This is a genomic window from Chitinophaga deserti, assembly GCF_003149455.1.
In the GTDB taxonomy this organism is placed as follows: domain Bacteria; phylum Bacteroidota; class Bacteroidia; order Chitinophagales; family Chitinophagaceae; genus Chitinophaga; species Chitinophaga deserti.
Genome location: NZ_QFFK01000008.1, coordinates 91,662 through 107,242 on the forward strand (window position 1 = coordinate 91,662; position 15,581 = coordinate 107,242).

Sequence of the window (15,581 nt, forward strand, 5' to 3'; positions counted from 1 at the left end):
GTAGAAATCCAAATGGCCCTGCTGAGGAGCGTTTCAGCAATCGGTTTCATAATGGTTTTTTTCTATAAGCTGTTAGTATATTCACCAGGTATTGTTTCCCGGAAAGAACAAGTGTAATTTGTACAATATATTAATTCCATGCTGCGCAGTCTGCAGGACGGGCGCTTTTTAATCCATTACTCTTATTGTATGATACGAACTTCCATTTTATGTACAGGAATGCTTGCACTGGCCACTTCATTGTTTGCTGCACCTCCCGGCGATACGATACGCGTGTCCGGTTTCGGAGCGAAGGCAGGCAGTTATGAAGATGCGCTGCCGGCCTTTAATAAGGCCATTGCGGCCTGTAAGCAACAAAAAGCTACGGTGCTGCTCCTGGAGCCGGGGCGGTACGACCTTTGGCCGGAGCATGCGGCGGTAAGGGAATACTTCATCAGCAACACTTCCTCGGAAACAGAATGCCCGTCTAAGCTCAAGAAGATAGGCCTGCTGTTCGAAGGCATGGAAAACCTGCAGGTGATCGGTAACGGCGCCCTGCTGATGTATCATGGTAAAATGATCACCTGGGCGCTGGACAGCTGCAAGAACATATCTATATCCGGCATACGGGTAGATTTTGAAAGGCCCAGCATGTCGGAGATGACGATCGTAGCGGCTACCGACAGCACCGTGGATGCGAAGGTAAATTCCTCCTCCACCTATGAGATAACCAACAACCGCCTGCAATGGTACGGCGAAGGTTATGGTATCCGGAACTTTCATGCCCTCCGTATGCAGCCGGCTACCCATACATTCTGGTACGACGACTGGCGCCAGTTCGACCGCAGTAAGGCCCGGGAACTATCACACGGGGAAGTCCGCTTTTCGGGCAATTTCAAGAACAGGAAATTTGCCCCGGGCGATGTATTCTCCGTACGCGATCCCATCCGGGATCATGTAGGCGCTTTCATCCATCATTCTTCTGGCATAAAGCTGAACGATGTGCGGATGAATTACATGCATGGCCTCGGCATCGTGGCACAGTTCTCCGAAAACCTCCATTACGATAATGTAGTGGTGATGCCCCGCGAAGGTACCGGGCGTACCATTGCGGCATTTGCAGACTGCATGCACTTCTCCGGCTGCCGTGGACAGATTCTTGTGGAGAACTGCCGCTTTAATGGCGCGCAGGATGATCCGCTGAATATACATGGCACACACCTGCAGGTACAGGAAAAGCTCTCTGATAAAAAGATCCGCCTGCGGTTCATGCACCATCAGACGTATGGAATGCAGGCATTCTTCGCCGGAGACAGTACCGCCCTGCTGGATGCCGCATCGCTCAGGATATACGCATTCCCCGTGGTAAAATCTGCTAAACTGATTTCCGAACGGGAGATGGAGGTAGAATTTACTGCTCCACTGCCCGCGGTGCTCAAAACGGGTGATGCAGTGGAGAATACAACCTGGACACCTGCGCTCACAGTACGTAACTGCCGCTTCGAAGGCACCAATACCCGTGGACTGCTGGTAAGCACCCGCCGCAAGGTGCTTATTGAGCGTAATGTGTTTTACAGGACAGGGATGCATGCCATTCTCATTGCCAACGATGCCAATGGCTGGTATGAATCCGGTCCGGTAGAAGATGTAACCATCCGGCAGAATGAGTTCATAGAATGCGGGCATAATGGCGGCGGAAATAACGCTGCCATTGCTATTGAGCCGGAAGTGAAGCAGGCGGCGCCGGGGTATTATGTACACCGGAATATCCGCATCACCGATAACCGCTTCGCCCAGTACGATTACCCTGTTATGTTTGCCCGCAGTACCGACGGGCTCACATTCACCGGTAACCGTATTGAGCAAACAAAGCTGTTTCCTGCGCGGCAGCCACGTCCCAATATTGTACTGGAAAACTGCCGGAAAGTAAAGATCTCCGGGAATAAGATGGACGGATTTAGCGATAAGCTGGAAGTGAAGGAATAATTCAAATCATCATAAGCGAAAAGCCCCTGCACGGATCAATAGTGCAGGGGCTTTTTTTATGTAAGGTAAAATACAAACAACCTTGTGAAATCCGCCATACTACAGCATTTTCATTGTTAAAGTGAAAATATTCACTACATTCGCGCATCCCTTCCCCAAGTTATCCATTACAATCTTAATTCGTGAATTTTATTGAAACCCTTTAGCCCATGTCAGAAACAACTGGATCCCCGTTCGATTTGCTATTTGCCGTGCTTGGCAATTTTGGCGTACCCATCCCTGAAGAAACGAAGGCGGAGATTACTGAAAACTGTATTATCCGCGAGTACAAAAAAGGTGAAACAATCCTTGATTACCGCGAGATCTGCCGGAATGTATCGTTTATTTTAAATGGTGTGGCCGTATCTCAGTTCAAAGTCGGTATAGATGAGCGCATCAGTTGGTTTATGCTGCAGCATGATGTTTTCATTTCCATCATCAGTTTCTTTGATCAGAAGCCTGGCGCGGAAAAGATCTATGCTTTAGAGGATACCACCTGTATATGCCTGCCAAAAACCGTACTGGATGACATAACGGACCGCTGCCTTGCCTTTATGGAGGTACGCCTGAAGCTGACAGAGCATTATTACAAGGAACTGGCAAGGCAACAGTATGTGAGTCACCTGCCCCCGCTGGAACAATGCGCTTGGTTAAAAATGATGAAGCCGGCCCTGTTTGAGGTGGTAAGCCAGGCGCGCATAGCAAAGTTCCTGGGAATAGCTGAAGAAACCATCAGCCGCAAGCTTGCAGAGCTGAAAAAGAATGAAGGGCTGGATTTTGATCAGGTATTTTATCAGTAAATACATATCAGTTTGTGGATTACACAAAGTAATATGTGGAATTCACTAAAAAAGTTTGAAAAAAATTGGAGTCTTGATTTCGATCAAGACTTTTGTCATTTGCCAAATGTAAATTTGTATTGAGCAAAGCGTAATGCACTTTTAAGTAAAGCAGTAACATTCAAAACGCAGCTCCGCGTAAAATTTCTAGTCGCTTATTTATTTACCCTGTTATGACCGGCAGCCCTGCTGCGGGATGGGGATTGTATTTACTAAATCTGTCAAAACAACTAATACTTATGGGCACATTTGTAATGTCTGGAGCCATAAGCGGGGGATTTCTTTTTACCCTTCACGCCGATGAGGGAGATGTGGTTTTAATCAGTGAATGGTATACTGCACGGGGCAGCTGCAAGAATGGCGTGGATGCCGTGCGGCTGAATGCACAGGACCGCAAACGGTACCGGCAGCGGGTTTCCGATGAGGGGTGTTTTTATTTTGTACTCACCGCTGCTAATGGCAAAACGGTAGGCGTCAGCAGTATGTTCAGCTCTGAACAAGCCTGCGAGCTGGGTATTTTCCAGGTGATGCGGGCTGCCCTGGGTGCCGGTTTGCTGGAAAGATGATCAGGGCCGCATTCCTTTCCTGCGCAGGTAATTCAGCAGCTGGCCCGGCAGATCCGTCTGTACGATGCCGGTACGCGGGAAGCTGCGGAAGAAATGATCGAACCCGCTGTCTGCCTGCACTTTTTCTTCTTTATCAAATTCGCCGAGGGTATTCATCCAAACACGCGCACCTGTGGCGCGCACACTGTCGGCCAGCCGGTCGTTATAAAATGTTTCATCGAGGTGAAGGGCGGGGAACTTACCGTATTTCAGCGTTTGCTGTGTAGCTGCGGCATCACGTACGCGCGGCATCACAGGAATATCTTTATCGAAGGCCATCAGCGCAGGCGCTTCTTCATGATCGTACAGGAAAAACAGTACATACTTCGTCATACCTGATTTACGGATCTCCACACAGGCATATTTGGCGGCAGCTACCCCGTCTGCTTTAAAATCCACATCCACCAGTATTTTACCTTTTGCAGCTTTTAATGCTTCCCGGAAAGTAGGGATGCGCTCATTTGTGGGTTGTCCGTTGTGCAGGAGCGGGAATCTTCTCAATTGTGCCAGTGTATAGTCGGCCACGCTGCCCGGCTTGCCGGTGGTCCTGGTAATGGTACGATCGTGCATGAGCACGAACACGCCGTCTTTAGTGCGTTGCACGTCCAGCTCTGCGATATCTGTACCGAGGCGTATGGCTTCGCGGATGGAGGCAATGGAATTTTCGGGATAATGTTCATGAGCGGCGCGGTGTGCTGCCACCAGTATATGATCGGGCTGTTTGTGCATCCGGTAGAGGATACTGTCTGCCCGGGAAGTTTGCGCGTTTGCGGCGAAGGTTACAGTGGCAAGGAGGAGGGTGGAGAAAATTAGTTTCATGGTAGTGTAAGGGCATTTTTTCCGGATAGTAAGATGGGGAACTTTTTTGGGTATCCCTAGTATGAAGGTGTTTTCTTGTCGTTAATTTATGGGTGGCAACGGGTGTTTAACTGGGCGCTGGCCGGAAATTCAACTTTTGCTGAAGTGGGAAGGGCATAAAAAAGCCCGGAAAATCACTTTCCGGGCTTTTGCTGTAGGAGCAGGAGTCGAACCTGCACGGAGCAGTTAGCTGTAGCACAAAGAATTAAATGGTTAGTTAATTATGCAACAGTTTATCCCGTTTCCTCCACCCCCGAGACAAGAGGGCATGTCTGCCAGTTTCATCATCCCACAATATTGTTCCTTTGAAACTGAATGCAATTTAGGTAAAGTATTTGTTTTGTTGCTGAAAATCTAATGAAATAAGAAATGTTTAGATGAAATGTTTTTAAAGTTAATTAATATTGAAAATATTCAAAGCGGGTCGCTTTAAGCCGTATGGCATTAGAAATCAACTAACCTATAGCCCCGTTATCCCGCCCTTACTCCGGGGTTAAAGCTCATTTAAAGAAGGGTTAATGTATATATAATGTATATAAATAGCCCTTAAACCTAATACTGTATTGATAAAGGACGGGTTTTATATACATACGGTATACTTACAGCAGCATACCGGTATCCCTGCTGTTCAGTTACCGTTCACCCTCTTTTGCCCCCGGAAGCCATTGCATATCCGGTTTAATTTGGCGAAATTCGCTGCCGGTTTACCGGTAAACGCCTTTTCATCCTGTAGGTTTTTTCTCCAGTCTTTAGCGCAACATATTCATTATCAATCACGCTTTATTGAACGAAGGCCATTATACTGACACACCTGCCCTGTATGCACAGGTTGCTGCCGGCGATGAAGCTGCATTCAGAGAACTGTTCGGCATCTTTGCCCCGGCACTGCTCGCAATGGCTGCCCGCATCACCGGCTCTATGGCGGTGGCCGACGATCTGGTGCAGGATACCTTCCTGAAAGTATGGGTAGCCAGGGATCAGCTGGCCGAAGTTACCCAGCCTGCCGCATGGATAAAGAAGATCTGCTTCTTTCAGTCGGTAAACTACGTGCGCCGTCAGGCTATCCGTGATAAAGTATTCGATGCAGTCAGCTATGAAAAAGACAGCGCCGGACAGGCACTGCCCGTTGCCGAAATGGTAGAATTCCGGCAATTACTCGGTCTTGTCAACGATGCCGTTCAGCAACTTCCTGAAAAACAACGGCAGATCTACCGCCTCAGCCGGGAACAGGGCCTTTCCATCAGTGAAATCGCTGAACATATGGACCTGGCCGTGAGTACCGTTAAGAACCTCCTCGTGATGGCGCTGAAAAACATCCGGGGCTCCCTGCAGAAGGGGGGATATCCATTGTTCCTCATCGTATTATTAGAAATCCTCCTTTGATTTTCCCCATTCCCCGGAAAAAACTTTGCTTTTTTTCGGTACTAATGTTTCCCCCGATTGTCTGGTATAGATAGGGGGGATACAAACATCATCGTTTACGCCTGTATTGAATGGAACAAAACACCCGATTATCATATTTACTGGAGCGCCTGGCTGCGCATACGGCTTCTGACGAAGAGTTGGATGAACTGGCTGCCATGGTAGACGGAGACGTGCCCGGCGCTACCATCGATGCCGTGGAAAGCTGGCTGGAAGCAAACCGCCCGCAACCGCAGCCTGCCTACGACCATGCCCATTGGATGGAAGTGGCCGGCCAGATACTGGAGGCAGACAAGCTGCGGGATGATCCCGTGCCTGTACCCGCCGTTCGCGTACATTACCTGCACCGCTGGGGCTGGGCGGCCGCGGCCATCCTGCTGTTTGCCACGGGCGCCTGGTTCTTCAACCATTACCGCAAGCCGCAGCAGGCCCCCATAGCCCATACAGGTTCCCCGCTGGATGTGAATCCGGGAAGAAACGGGGCCGTACTTACACTGGCCGATGGCTCGCAAATGGTGCTGGACAGTGCCGGCAATGGCATTATCACCCGCCAGAACGGTACTGCAGTTTCGCTGGATAGTAACGCCCTCCAGTACACGCCGGAAGATGACGGCTCAGAGGAAGTGAAGTATAATACCATCACCACTGCCCGGGGCCGCCAGTTTAAGGTACGGCTCCCCGATGGCACCAGGGTATGGCTCAACGCCGCCAGCTCCCTCCGCTTCCCGGTGGCTTTCAAAGGGAAGGAAAGGGTAGTGGAGTTTACCGGGGAAGCTTATTTCGAAGTGGCGAAGAACGCCCTGCAGCCTTTCAGCGTAAAAGTGCCGGGGAAAATCGATATCAATGTACTGGGTACTGCGTTTAACGTAAATGCCTATGCCAATGAAAATAACAGCTATGCCACGCTGGTGGAAGGGGCGGTAAGGGTATCCCTTCCCGGTAATACAGATGGAGGAGTAGTGCTGCAGCCGGGCGACCAGGTGCAGGCCGGAACGGTAAGAATGGAAGTGATGCGCAACGCAAACGTGGATAAAGCCATCGCATGGAAAAACGGACTGTTTAATTTTGAAGGGGTAGGCCTCCGGGAAATGATGCGCCAGCTGGAGCGGTGGTACGACCTCGAAGTGGTGTATGAAGGGAATGTGCCGGAGATGCAGTTCTTCGGGGAAATGAGCCGGTCGCTCAAACTGTCTGATGTACTGGCCGGACTGGAAAGTGCCGACGTGCATTTCAGGCTGGAAGCTGGAAGGAAGCTGGTTGTAATGCCTTAGTAATTTTTATTTATCCCTATATCAATCAAAGTAACATCAGACATGCGTAATACTTATCAACTAAAATAGCGCTCAAAGGCCGGACAAAAAAAACCGGAAGTGCGGCAAACACTTCCGGGTAAATATGCCGGCTGATCAAAACGGGTTTAGAGACCTCCATTTTTAACAACCAAACGTTGCAAATCTATGCAAAAAACTGCTTACTGGAGCTGTTGGGACTCGCCGTGCCGGCTCCCAACCAAAATGCTCCGGATCATGAAAATTACAAGTCTTCTCCTTCTCGCCATTTGTTTACACGTTTCTGCCAGTACGTTTTCGCAATCGATCACGTTTTCGGGCAGAAACGTTCCGATGAAAAAGATATTTGCCACTATTAAGCAGCAAACCGGTTATGTGGTATGGGGCAAATCTGAGCTGCTGCAAAATGCAGGCCCGGTTTCGGCATCCGTACAGAACATGCCGCTTACCAGCTTCCTCGACCTGATCATGAAAGATCAGCTCTTTACCTACAAAATCGCTGACAATACCATATTGCTGCAGGGTAAACAGCTCCGCGCTGCCGATGGCACGCTCACACCTGTGCAGGAATCACCTGTTAAGGGCCGGGTTACCGACAGTACGGGCATCCCTCTCATCGGCGCTACCGTAGGGGTAGTGGGTGGCAATCGCCCGGCCGTTACGGATATGGAAGGGGTGTTTACCCTTTCAGTGGCCGCCGGCAGTAAGCTCCGCATCAGTTTTATAGGATACAGAACCAAAGAAATTACCGTTACCGCAGCCATGCTGCAATCGGGTAACGTAGGCAATATTGTACTGTCGGTAATTTCCGAAACCCTCACAGGGCTGGAGGTAACTGCCAACACCGGTTATCAGAATATCCCCCTGGAGCGCGCCACGGGATCGTTTGGCGTGGTAACGGAGGAAACTATCAATGCCCGGCTGGAAACGAGCCTGATGGCAAGGCTGGAAGGTACTGTGCCGGGGCTCTTCATGCAGAACGGAGCTGTATATCTCCGCGGCCTTTCTACCCTCTACGCTACGCAAAGCCCGCTGATAGTAGTGGACGGCTTCCCGTTTGAGGGCGATCTCAATTACATCAATCCTGCCGATGTGGTGAACGTAACGGTGTTGAAAGATGCCGCTGCTTCCTCGATCTATGGTACCCGTGCTGCCAATGGTGTGATCTCCATCACCACCCGCCACGGCAGCAGCAGGAAGCTCACGATTCATTACAGCAGCACCGCATATTTCAGCCCTAAGCCTGACGCTGGTAAAATGAACCTGCTCAGTTCCCGTGAAATGGTGGACCTGGAACAGGAAATGTTCAATATCTGGCATCCTACCTATAACGATGCCATCCGCCGTGCAGGACAGCCCAAAGCGCGCGAAGCACTGTATAACCACGAGCAGGGCCTCATCACTAAAGCACAGCTGGATGAAACGCTGGAAAGACTACGCAAATCAGACGGGCAGGGCCAGCTGGAAGATCTGTTTATGCGTAACAGTTTGATGCACCGCCACAGCTTATCCGTTAGCGGAGGAAATGATGTACATCAGTATAACCTGATGATGAATTACACCGGCAGTAACGATCATGGATTCCGTACCAATAGTGATGAAGTGAATGTGGGGCTGAAAGATAAAGTGAAAGTATTCAAATGGCTGGATGCTGAGGTGGGCATGCAAACGAATATCACTGCTGTTGAAAGGCTCCGTGAAGGCCCGTTATCCTTCTACCGTAACATGCCTTACGAAATACTCCGCAACCCCGATGGCAGTTCCGCTCCTTTCACAAAACTGAAGTCTGACTATGAGATAAACAGGCTGATAGCCCTGGGTCTGCATGATGAAACATTTAATCCGCTCGACGAAATGAACAAGGCGGAGTTAAAGTTCAATTCCAACTACTTCCGCATGCAGGGCGGCTTTACCGTAAAGATCATCCCCGGCCTTACGCTGGATCTGAAGTATCAGACAGAACGCGGATCATCTTACGATAAAAACTATTACAACGCAGAATCCTACTACGCAAAGAATATGATCAACGATGCCGCCCAGCTCATCAATGGTGAACTGGTGAAAAATGTACCGGACGGGGGGCAGTTGTTTGAAGTAAGATCAACCAACAAATCCTACACCGCACGGGGGCAACTGAACTTCGACCGGCGTTTTGGTACAAAGCATCAGCTGACGGCCCTGGCCGGTATGGAACAGCGTGCTATCTCAGTTTCCCGTACCAACGTGTTTAAAATGGGCTACAATGATAATAACCTCACCTTCCTCCCGGTAAATGAGATTGCACTCGGTAATCTGAAAGGCACCGAATCGCTCACCAGCACTTTCGCACGCAGCTTTAACGACGGTAATAACTTCAATTATGAGGAAGACCGCTATATATCCACTTACGCTAACGCGGGTTACACCTACAACGGCAGGTACAACCTCACGGCCAGTGCAAGGGTAGATAACTCTAACCTGTTTGGAACCGACCGCCGTTACCGTTACCTGCCCCTGTGGTCCGTTGGCGCCAGCTGGAGACTGACGGAGGAAGATTTCATGAAAGATGTGAGCTGGTTAAATACCCTGAACATCCGCACTACCTACGGGCTGGGTGGTATCGTGGCCAGAAGGGTAGGGCCGTATCTGCAGGCAAGGAGCTACTTCCTCGCAGAAGCGAATGCCACTGCTACCGATATCATATATCCTCCCAATAAGGAATTACGCTGGGAGCAAACGGCTACCACCAACTTCGGTATCGACTTTGCCGTGCTGAAAAGCCGTATTACCGGTTCGGTGGATTACTACTTCCGCAAAACCAGCGATCTCATGGGAGAGCGCTCCATTGATCCCACCAACGCCTTCCCCCGTGCCCTCATTAATTATGGAAAGCTGAACAACAGAGGGGTGGAGATAATGCTGAACACCCGCAACATCGTACAGAAGAACTTTACCTGGAACACTACGCTCACCTTCAGTCATAATAAAAACAAGATGACCGACATCAATACGCTGGACGAGTCTTACTACGGACTTACACAGGGTTATGGTGTTCACCGCATCGGTTACCCGATGGATGCGATGTTTAACTTCCGCTATGCAGGGCTCGATGCTACTAACGGATCGGTGCTGGTATATGATGCAGAAGGGAAAGCAGTGAAGAACTACGACGCTTCCGGCGCTATTGTAGCGAATATGACAGATATCAATGCCCTTGTATACAGCGGAACCCTTCGGCCCAAATGGACTTCCGGGCTTACAAACAGGTTTACTTACAAAGAATTTGTACTCAGCGTAATGATTATCGGCAGCGGCGGGCATGTGATCAGGGATGTAGTTCCTCCGCATACTTCCGGCAATCTTAACAGGAACCAGGATAAGCGGGTGATGAATTTCTGGCGTAAACCGGGAGATGAGAAAGTGCCCGGAATGCTGCCCGCACCCGATCTGAAAGGAAATGGCGGTACCTATTACACCCTCATCTGGTTTGCTTCAGACAGGAATGTGCTGAAGGCAGATTATGTGAAAGTTAGAGACATCGCCCTTTCGTACAATTTCGCACCCATGCTCACCCGCATTAAAAAGCTGTCGTCGGTAAGACTGACCGCGCAGGTGACAAATCCTTTCCGCTGGGTAAGGAACGATGTGGGGATAGATCCTGAAACGTATGAAATTGCAGGCACTTACGCCAATATGAGGCTTCCCATGATGCCCCAGTACATTGTTGGCTTGGATATCACTTTCTAAAACGAGGATTCATGAAGAAATTACATCTATATATCATCAGCATAGTAGCACTCACCGGCTGCGACAAATTCCTGGATATCAAACCGAAGGATAAGTTCATCCCGGTTACCATGAGCGATTATGAGAATATGCTCAATTCCGGCAGCACTGTGAATTATGGCGACCAGTTCTGGGACCTGATGTCTGACGACGCCTTCCTTCCCGAAGGGGAGCCCGGTAACCTGTTCAGCAAGCAGCAGGTATGGGGCCGCAGAATGTATACTTTCAACCCTTCCCCTTTTGAGCAGGGCGCCAACGACTTCCTCTGGAGCGAAGGCTACAGGCGCATCTTCTATTACAATACCGTTATCAATAATATCCTTGGCTCCACGGAAGGTACCGAGGCCAACAAAAAAAGTGTTCGTGCCGAGGCATTGCTCCACCGTGCAATGGAGCACCTGCAGCTGGTGAACGTTTATGCTCATCACTATGATGCCGCTACGGCCGCTACCCAGCACGGTATTCCCATCGCCCTGATAGCAGACATCAATGCCAAGTTCGTAAGGAACACGGTGAAGGAAGTATATGAGCAGATCCTTAATGATGCAAATGCTGCCATTGCAGACCTCCCTCTGAAGAACAAGCTTACGAAGTTCAGGGCTTCCAAAGCCGGGGGCTATGCCCTGCTGGCGCGTACTTACCTGTTCATGGGTGATTATGCAAATGCCCGTAAAAATGCCGATCTGGCCATTGGGCTGCAGGGAACGCTGAAGGATATGAATACATATAACGTGATCATCCCCGGTCCGTTTCCCAATGTACCCGGGGCCCCGTTAGGCTGGACCAATATCCCCGACGGACAGCTGCATCCTGAAACCATTGTGGCCCGCCACTTCCTGCGTCCTTTCGGACTGGGCATGGATGTGTGCGCATCTCCTGAGCTGACCGCCCTTTTTTCGGACAACGATAAACGCTGGACGCTCTACTACGCCAACGGATGGCCGCCTGCACCGCCTTTCAACTACATGAACCGCTACCAGGTGAAGCTTTTCCTCCGTGGTGATTTCTATAGCAACTACCTCAACGTACCGGAAATGTACCTCGTACGTGCAGAGTGCCTTGCCCGCGAAGGCAAGCTGGATGATGCACTGGCCGATGTCAATAAGCTGCGCTTCAACAGGATTGTACCGGCTGCTTACGTGGCCTTTACCCCTGCCGATTTCGGAAATGATGCAGAGCGTGTACTGCGCTTTGTACTGGAAGAAAGAAGGAGGGAGCTGGCATTCACCGGTATGCGCGTTATTGACCTGAAGCGCCTCAACAAAGAATCCCGCTTCCGGAAAACCATTACCCATACGGCTGAAGGTAAAACGTATGAATTGCTCCCCGGCAGCAACCAGTACCTGCGTCAGCTGTGGCCCAACGCCACTGTGTTTAATCCGGACTGGCCGCTGAACCCACAATAAGAATAAACCAGCCAGATACCATGTGTGGCGCCGGTAGTTTCCGGCGCCATTGTTCTCCTGTTGCTTAATAAAATCGCACATGCAAGATAATATCGTACAAATTGAAGGGCTGTCGCACCGTTACAGTAAAGACTGGGCGGTGCAGGATGTCAGCTTTGAAATTAACCGGAACGGCATCGTAGGCCTGCTCGGCTCCAACGGGGCGGGTAAGTCTACCACCATGAACATCCTCTGCGGGGTATTGAGCCAGACGCAGGGCCGCGTACTCATCGAAGGCATCGATATGCGGGAGCAGCCGGAAGAAGCCAAAAAAAGAATCGGCTTCCTTCCGCAGAACGCTCCCCTTTATCTCGAACAAACCGTAGATGAATACCTCACCTTCTGCGCCCACCTCCGCCTCATCGAAAAGAAGAAGATCAAAGCGGCGGTAGATGTGGTAAAGGAAAGATGCGGCGTAGCCCATTTCAGTAAAAGGCTTATCGGCAACCTTTCCGGCGGCTACCGTCAAAGGGTAGGTATTGCACAGGCCATCATCCACAGGCCGCAGCTGGTGGTACTGGATGAGCCCACCAATGGTCTCGATCCCAACCAGATCCTCGAAGTAAGACAGCTCATCAAGGAAATCGCTTCCGACCGTGCTGTGATCTTCTCTTCCCACATCCTTTCAGAAATACAGGCCACCTGTGAAGATATCATCATGATCGAAGGAGGGAAGATTGTGTTTAAGGATACCATGGATTCTTTCAATAATTACATTGAACCCGACAGCCTTGTGGCTACGATGGAAAACCCGCCTGCAGCAGAAGAGCTGCGAGCGATTCCGGGTATTAAGGAAGTGGATTTCCTGTCGGAGAAAACGATTCGCGTAAGATTCGAGCCCGCTGCAGATATCGCTGAAAGTATCGTGGAAACCAGCGTGCAGCGCAAATGGCGCCTGAAGGAAATCACATTGGAGAAGAGCTCTCTCGATGCCATCTTCGCCCAGTTATCTAACAAAACACCAAAACCCGCCGTAAAACCATGAAAGTAATCTTCAGAATAGCCCGGCAGGAGCTGAGCCTCCTGTTTAACTCGCCGGTGGCATGGCTGATATTGATCGTATTCCCCATTCAGATAGGGGTGAATTTCCTGCATTACATCCAGATGATAGGCAGGGCACAGCGGATGGGGAACCACTTCAACGAAGTAACCGCCATGGTATATGCGGGCTTGCAGGAAGGGTTTTATCCCGGTGTGAAAAACACGCTTTACTTCTATATTCCCCTGCTCACCATGGGCCTCATCAGCCGTGAACTGCACAGCGGGTCCATCAAGCTGTTATTATCATCTCCCATCAAAGTGAGAGATATTGTGCTGGGCAAATACATGGCTATGATGGGGTACGGCGCTTTACTGCTGGTGATCATCTGCCTCTATGGTGTGGCCGGGTCGTTCTTCATTACGGATATCGACTGGTCGATATTGATTTCCGGCGCATTGGGCCTGTATCTGCTGATATGCGCTTATTCGGCTATCGGCCTGTTCATGTCTTCCCTCACCACTTACCAGGTGGTTGCGGCCATCAGTACGCTGGCCGTGCTGGCAGGACTTAACTTTGTTGGCGGGCTGTTTCAGGGTAATGATACCGTAAGGCATATCACTTACTTCATGTCTATAGCAGGCAGAACGGAACAGTTTATCTTCGGGCTGATCAGTACGCAGGACCTGGTGTACTTCTTCATTGTGATCGGCTTCTTCCTTGCCATTACCGGTATGCGGCTGCAGGATCAGCGGGAGGCACGCTCCACCTGGAAGCGTACAGCACGTTATCTGGGGCTTGTAGGCGCATGTTTCCTCATCGGTTATGTTAGCGCACTGCCCGCATTCACGGGCTATGTGGATATGACGGCTACCAAAACGCATACCCTCGGGCCACAAAGCCGGGAGCTGATCAAAACGATGGATGCACCATTGAAAGTGACTACCTACGTGAATATCCTCGATGGTAATTACTATCTCGGTGCGCCGGAGAAGAAGAGTGAAGATGAACGCATCCTCACACCTTATCGCCGCTTCATGCCTGATATGGAAATGAAGTACGTGTACTACTACGATTTCTCCAATAACGAAGGCTTATACAAAAACTACCCCGGCGAAAGTGATGCCGCCATTGCTAAAAAAGTAGCCGATATCCAGGATCTCGACTACCGTAAAGTGCTGAAGCCGGAAGAGGTGAAGAAGACTATCGATCTCGGTCCGGAAGAGAACCGGCTGGTTCGTGTGCTGGAGTATGGCGATAAGCGTACTTTCCTCCGTTACTATAACGATCTTCGTATTTATCCATCCGAACAGGAGTTTACCGCAGCCCTGAAGCGCCTCATTACGCCTTCAGCCATCCCGGTGATCACTTTCCTCCGTGGAAACGGGGAGCGTAGCATTACCAAAGCAGGCGATGCGGAGTTCAGGATGTTCGTGAACGAACTCACTAACAGGGGAGCCCTCATCAACCAGGGCTTTGAAGTTGATACCGTGAATCTTACACAGGGAGATGTGCCTGCCACTACCAACGTGCTGGTGATTGCTGATCCTAAAACTGCTTTTCCCGCGGAAGTGCAGCAGAAGCTGGAGCAATACATCGCCAGCGGCAGAAACCTTTTTGTGATCACCGATCCGGGATCGCAGGAAATACTGAAGCCTTTGCTGCAGCAGCTGGATGTACAGCCTGGTGATGCACCGGTACTGGAAGAGAGCCGCGATTACGCGCCCGATTTCATCCTCGCCCGCTTTACCGACAGTGCAGGCAGCATTGCTCCCCGCCTTGGCGGATATAAAGCCAATAACGGCGTGGTATCCATGGTAGGTACGGTAAGCCTGCGGTACGGACAGTCGAAAGGGTTCCATACCGTTCCCCTGCTGGCGGCAAAGAATAACGAAGCGCTGGCACTGGCGGCGGAGAGAAAAGTGGAAGGTAAAATGCAGCGGATCATTGTTACGGGTGATGCTGATTTTATGAGTTCAGGAGAGCTGGGGAGGCGCAAGCCCTACATCTGGAACCAGCCGCTTATTACAGAGATATTCCGCTGGTTTACCTATGGCGACTTCCCCGTGAATACGGGCGCTATCAGATCAAAAGATGTGATCGATAGTGACGATAAAGGCATCCTCACCATGCGGATCATCTTCTTTGGGATGATCCCCGGCACGCTGCTGATTTTTGCGGCGGCGCTGCTACTGTACAGGAAGCGCAGATAGCGCTGCTGTATCAAAATTGCGTTGTGATGTAAGTGGATATAAAAACCGGCATGTTAGCAGGATATGCCGGGGAAACGGCTGTGAATCATTGATTTGCAGCCGTTTTTGTTTGTGTGCGCTGCCCCGGGTCAAAAAAACATGTAAATTGGTCAAAATGCATCT

The 15,581-nt window shown here is 50.3% G+C and carries 10 protein-coding genes; 9 read left to right on the forward strand and 1 reads right to left on the reverse strand.

The window, feature by feature from the left end; translation table 11 throughout:
• Nucleotides 1–189 precede the first annotated feature (189 nt).
• The 3 genes from DEV76_RS18575 to DEV76_RS18585 all read left to right on the forward strand — a co-directional run bounded on the left by DEV76_RS18575 (nt 190) and on the right by DEV76_RS18585 (nt 3,409).
• A complete protein-coding gene (locus DEV76_RS18575) occupies nt 190–1,965 on the forward strand; it encodes a right-handed parallel beta-helix repeat-containing protein (protein ID WP_157962985.1) in 1,776 nt (591 codons plus the stop codon).
• A gap of 209 nt (nt 1,966–2,174) precedes the next feature.
• Nucleotides 2,175–2,804 carry a Crp/Fnr family transcriptional regulator gene (locus DEV76_RS18580; RefSeq protein WP_109699432.1) on the forward strand — a complete coding sequence of 210 codons (630 nt, stop codon included), beginning with the start codon at nt 2,175–2,177 and terminating at the stop codon, nt 2,802–2,804.
• A 278-nt stretch (nt 2,805–3,082) separates the two neighbouring features.
• Complete coding sequence (locus DEV76_RS18585) at nt 3,083–3,409, forward strand: YegP family protein (protein WP_198652127.1); 327 nt, start codon at nt 3,083–3,085, stop codon at nt 3,407–3,409.
• On the opposite strand, the gene DEV76_RS18590 is transcribed toward DEV76_RS18585, so the two are convergent.
• Entirely contained in the window at nt 3,410–4,267 is an 858-nt protein-coding gene (locus tag DEV76_RS18590; protein WP_109699434.1) for a glycerophosphodiester phosphodiesterase family protein, read from the reverse strand.
• Nucleotides 4,268–5,089: 822 nt separating this feature from the next.
• On the opposite strand from DEV76_RS18590, the gene DEV76_RS18595 reads away from it, so the two are divergent.
• From DEV76_RS18595 to DEV76_RS18620, 6 genes are all read left to right on the forward strand, one after another.
• A complete protein-coding gene (locus DEV76_RS18595; protein WP_109699435.1) occupies nt 5,090–5,689 on the forward strand; it encodes an RNA polymerase sigma factor in 600 nt (199 codons plus the stop codon).
• A 110-nt stretch (nt 5,690–5,799) separates the two neighbouring features.
• Nucleotides 5,800–6,999, forward strand: a complete 1,200-nt coding sequence (locus DEV76_RS18600) for a FecR family protein (RefSeq protein WP_109699436.1) — start codon at nt 5,800–5,802, stop codon at nt 6,997–6,999.
• 351 nt (nt 7,000–7,350) lie between these two features.
• Entirely contained in the window at nt 7,351–10,743 is a 3,393-nt protein-coding gene (locus tag DEV76_RS18605) for a SusC/RagA family TonB-linked outer membrane protein (RefSeq protein WP_157962986.1), read from the forward strand.
• An 11-nt stretch (nt 10,744–10,754) separates the two neighbouring features.
• On the forward strand, nt 10,755–12,188 hold the full coding sequence (locus DEV76_RS18610) for a RagB/SusD family nutrient uptake outer membrane protein (protein ID WP_109699438.1): 1,434 nt from the start codon (nt 10,755–10,757) through the stop codon (nt 12,186–12,188).
• Nucleotides 12,189–12,267: 79 nt separating this feature from the next.
• Entirely contained in the window at nt 12,268–13,212 is a 945-nt protein-coding gene (locus tag DEV76_RS18615; RefSeq protein ID WP_109699439.1) for an ABC transporter ATP-binding protein, read from the forward strand.
• Nucleotides 13,209–15,419, forward strand: coding sequence for a Gldg family protein (locus DEV76_RS18620; protein WP_109699440.1), 2,211 nt, complete (start codon nt 13,209–13,211; stop codon nt 15,417–15,419). The genes DEV76_RS18615 and DEV76_RS18620 overlap by 4 nt, the downstream gene beginning before the upstream one ends.
• The last annotated feature ends 162 nt before the right edge of the window (nt 15,420–15,581 follow it).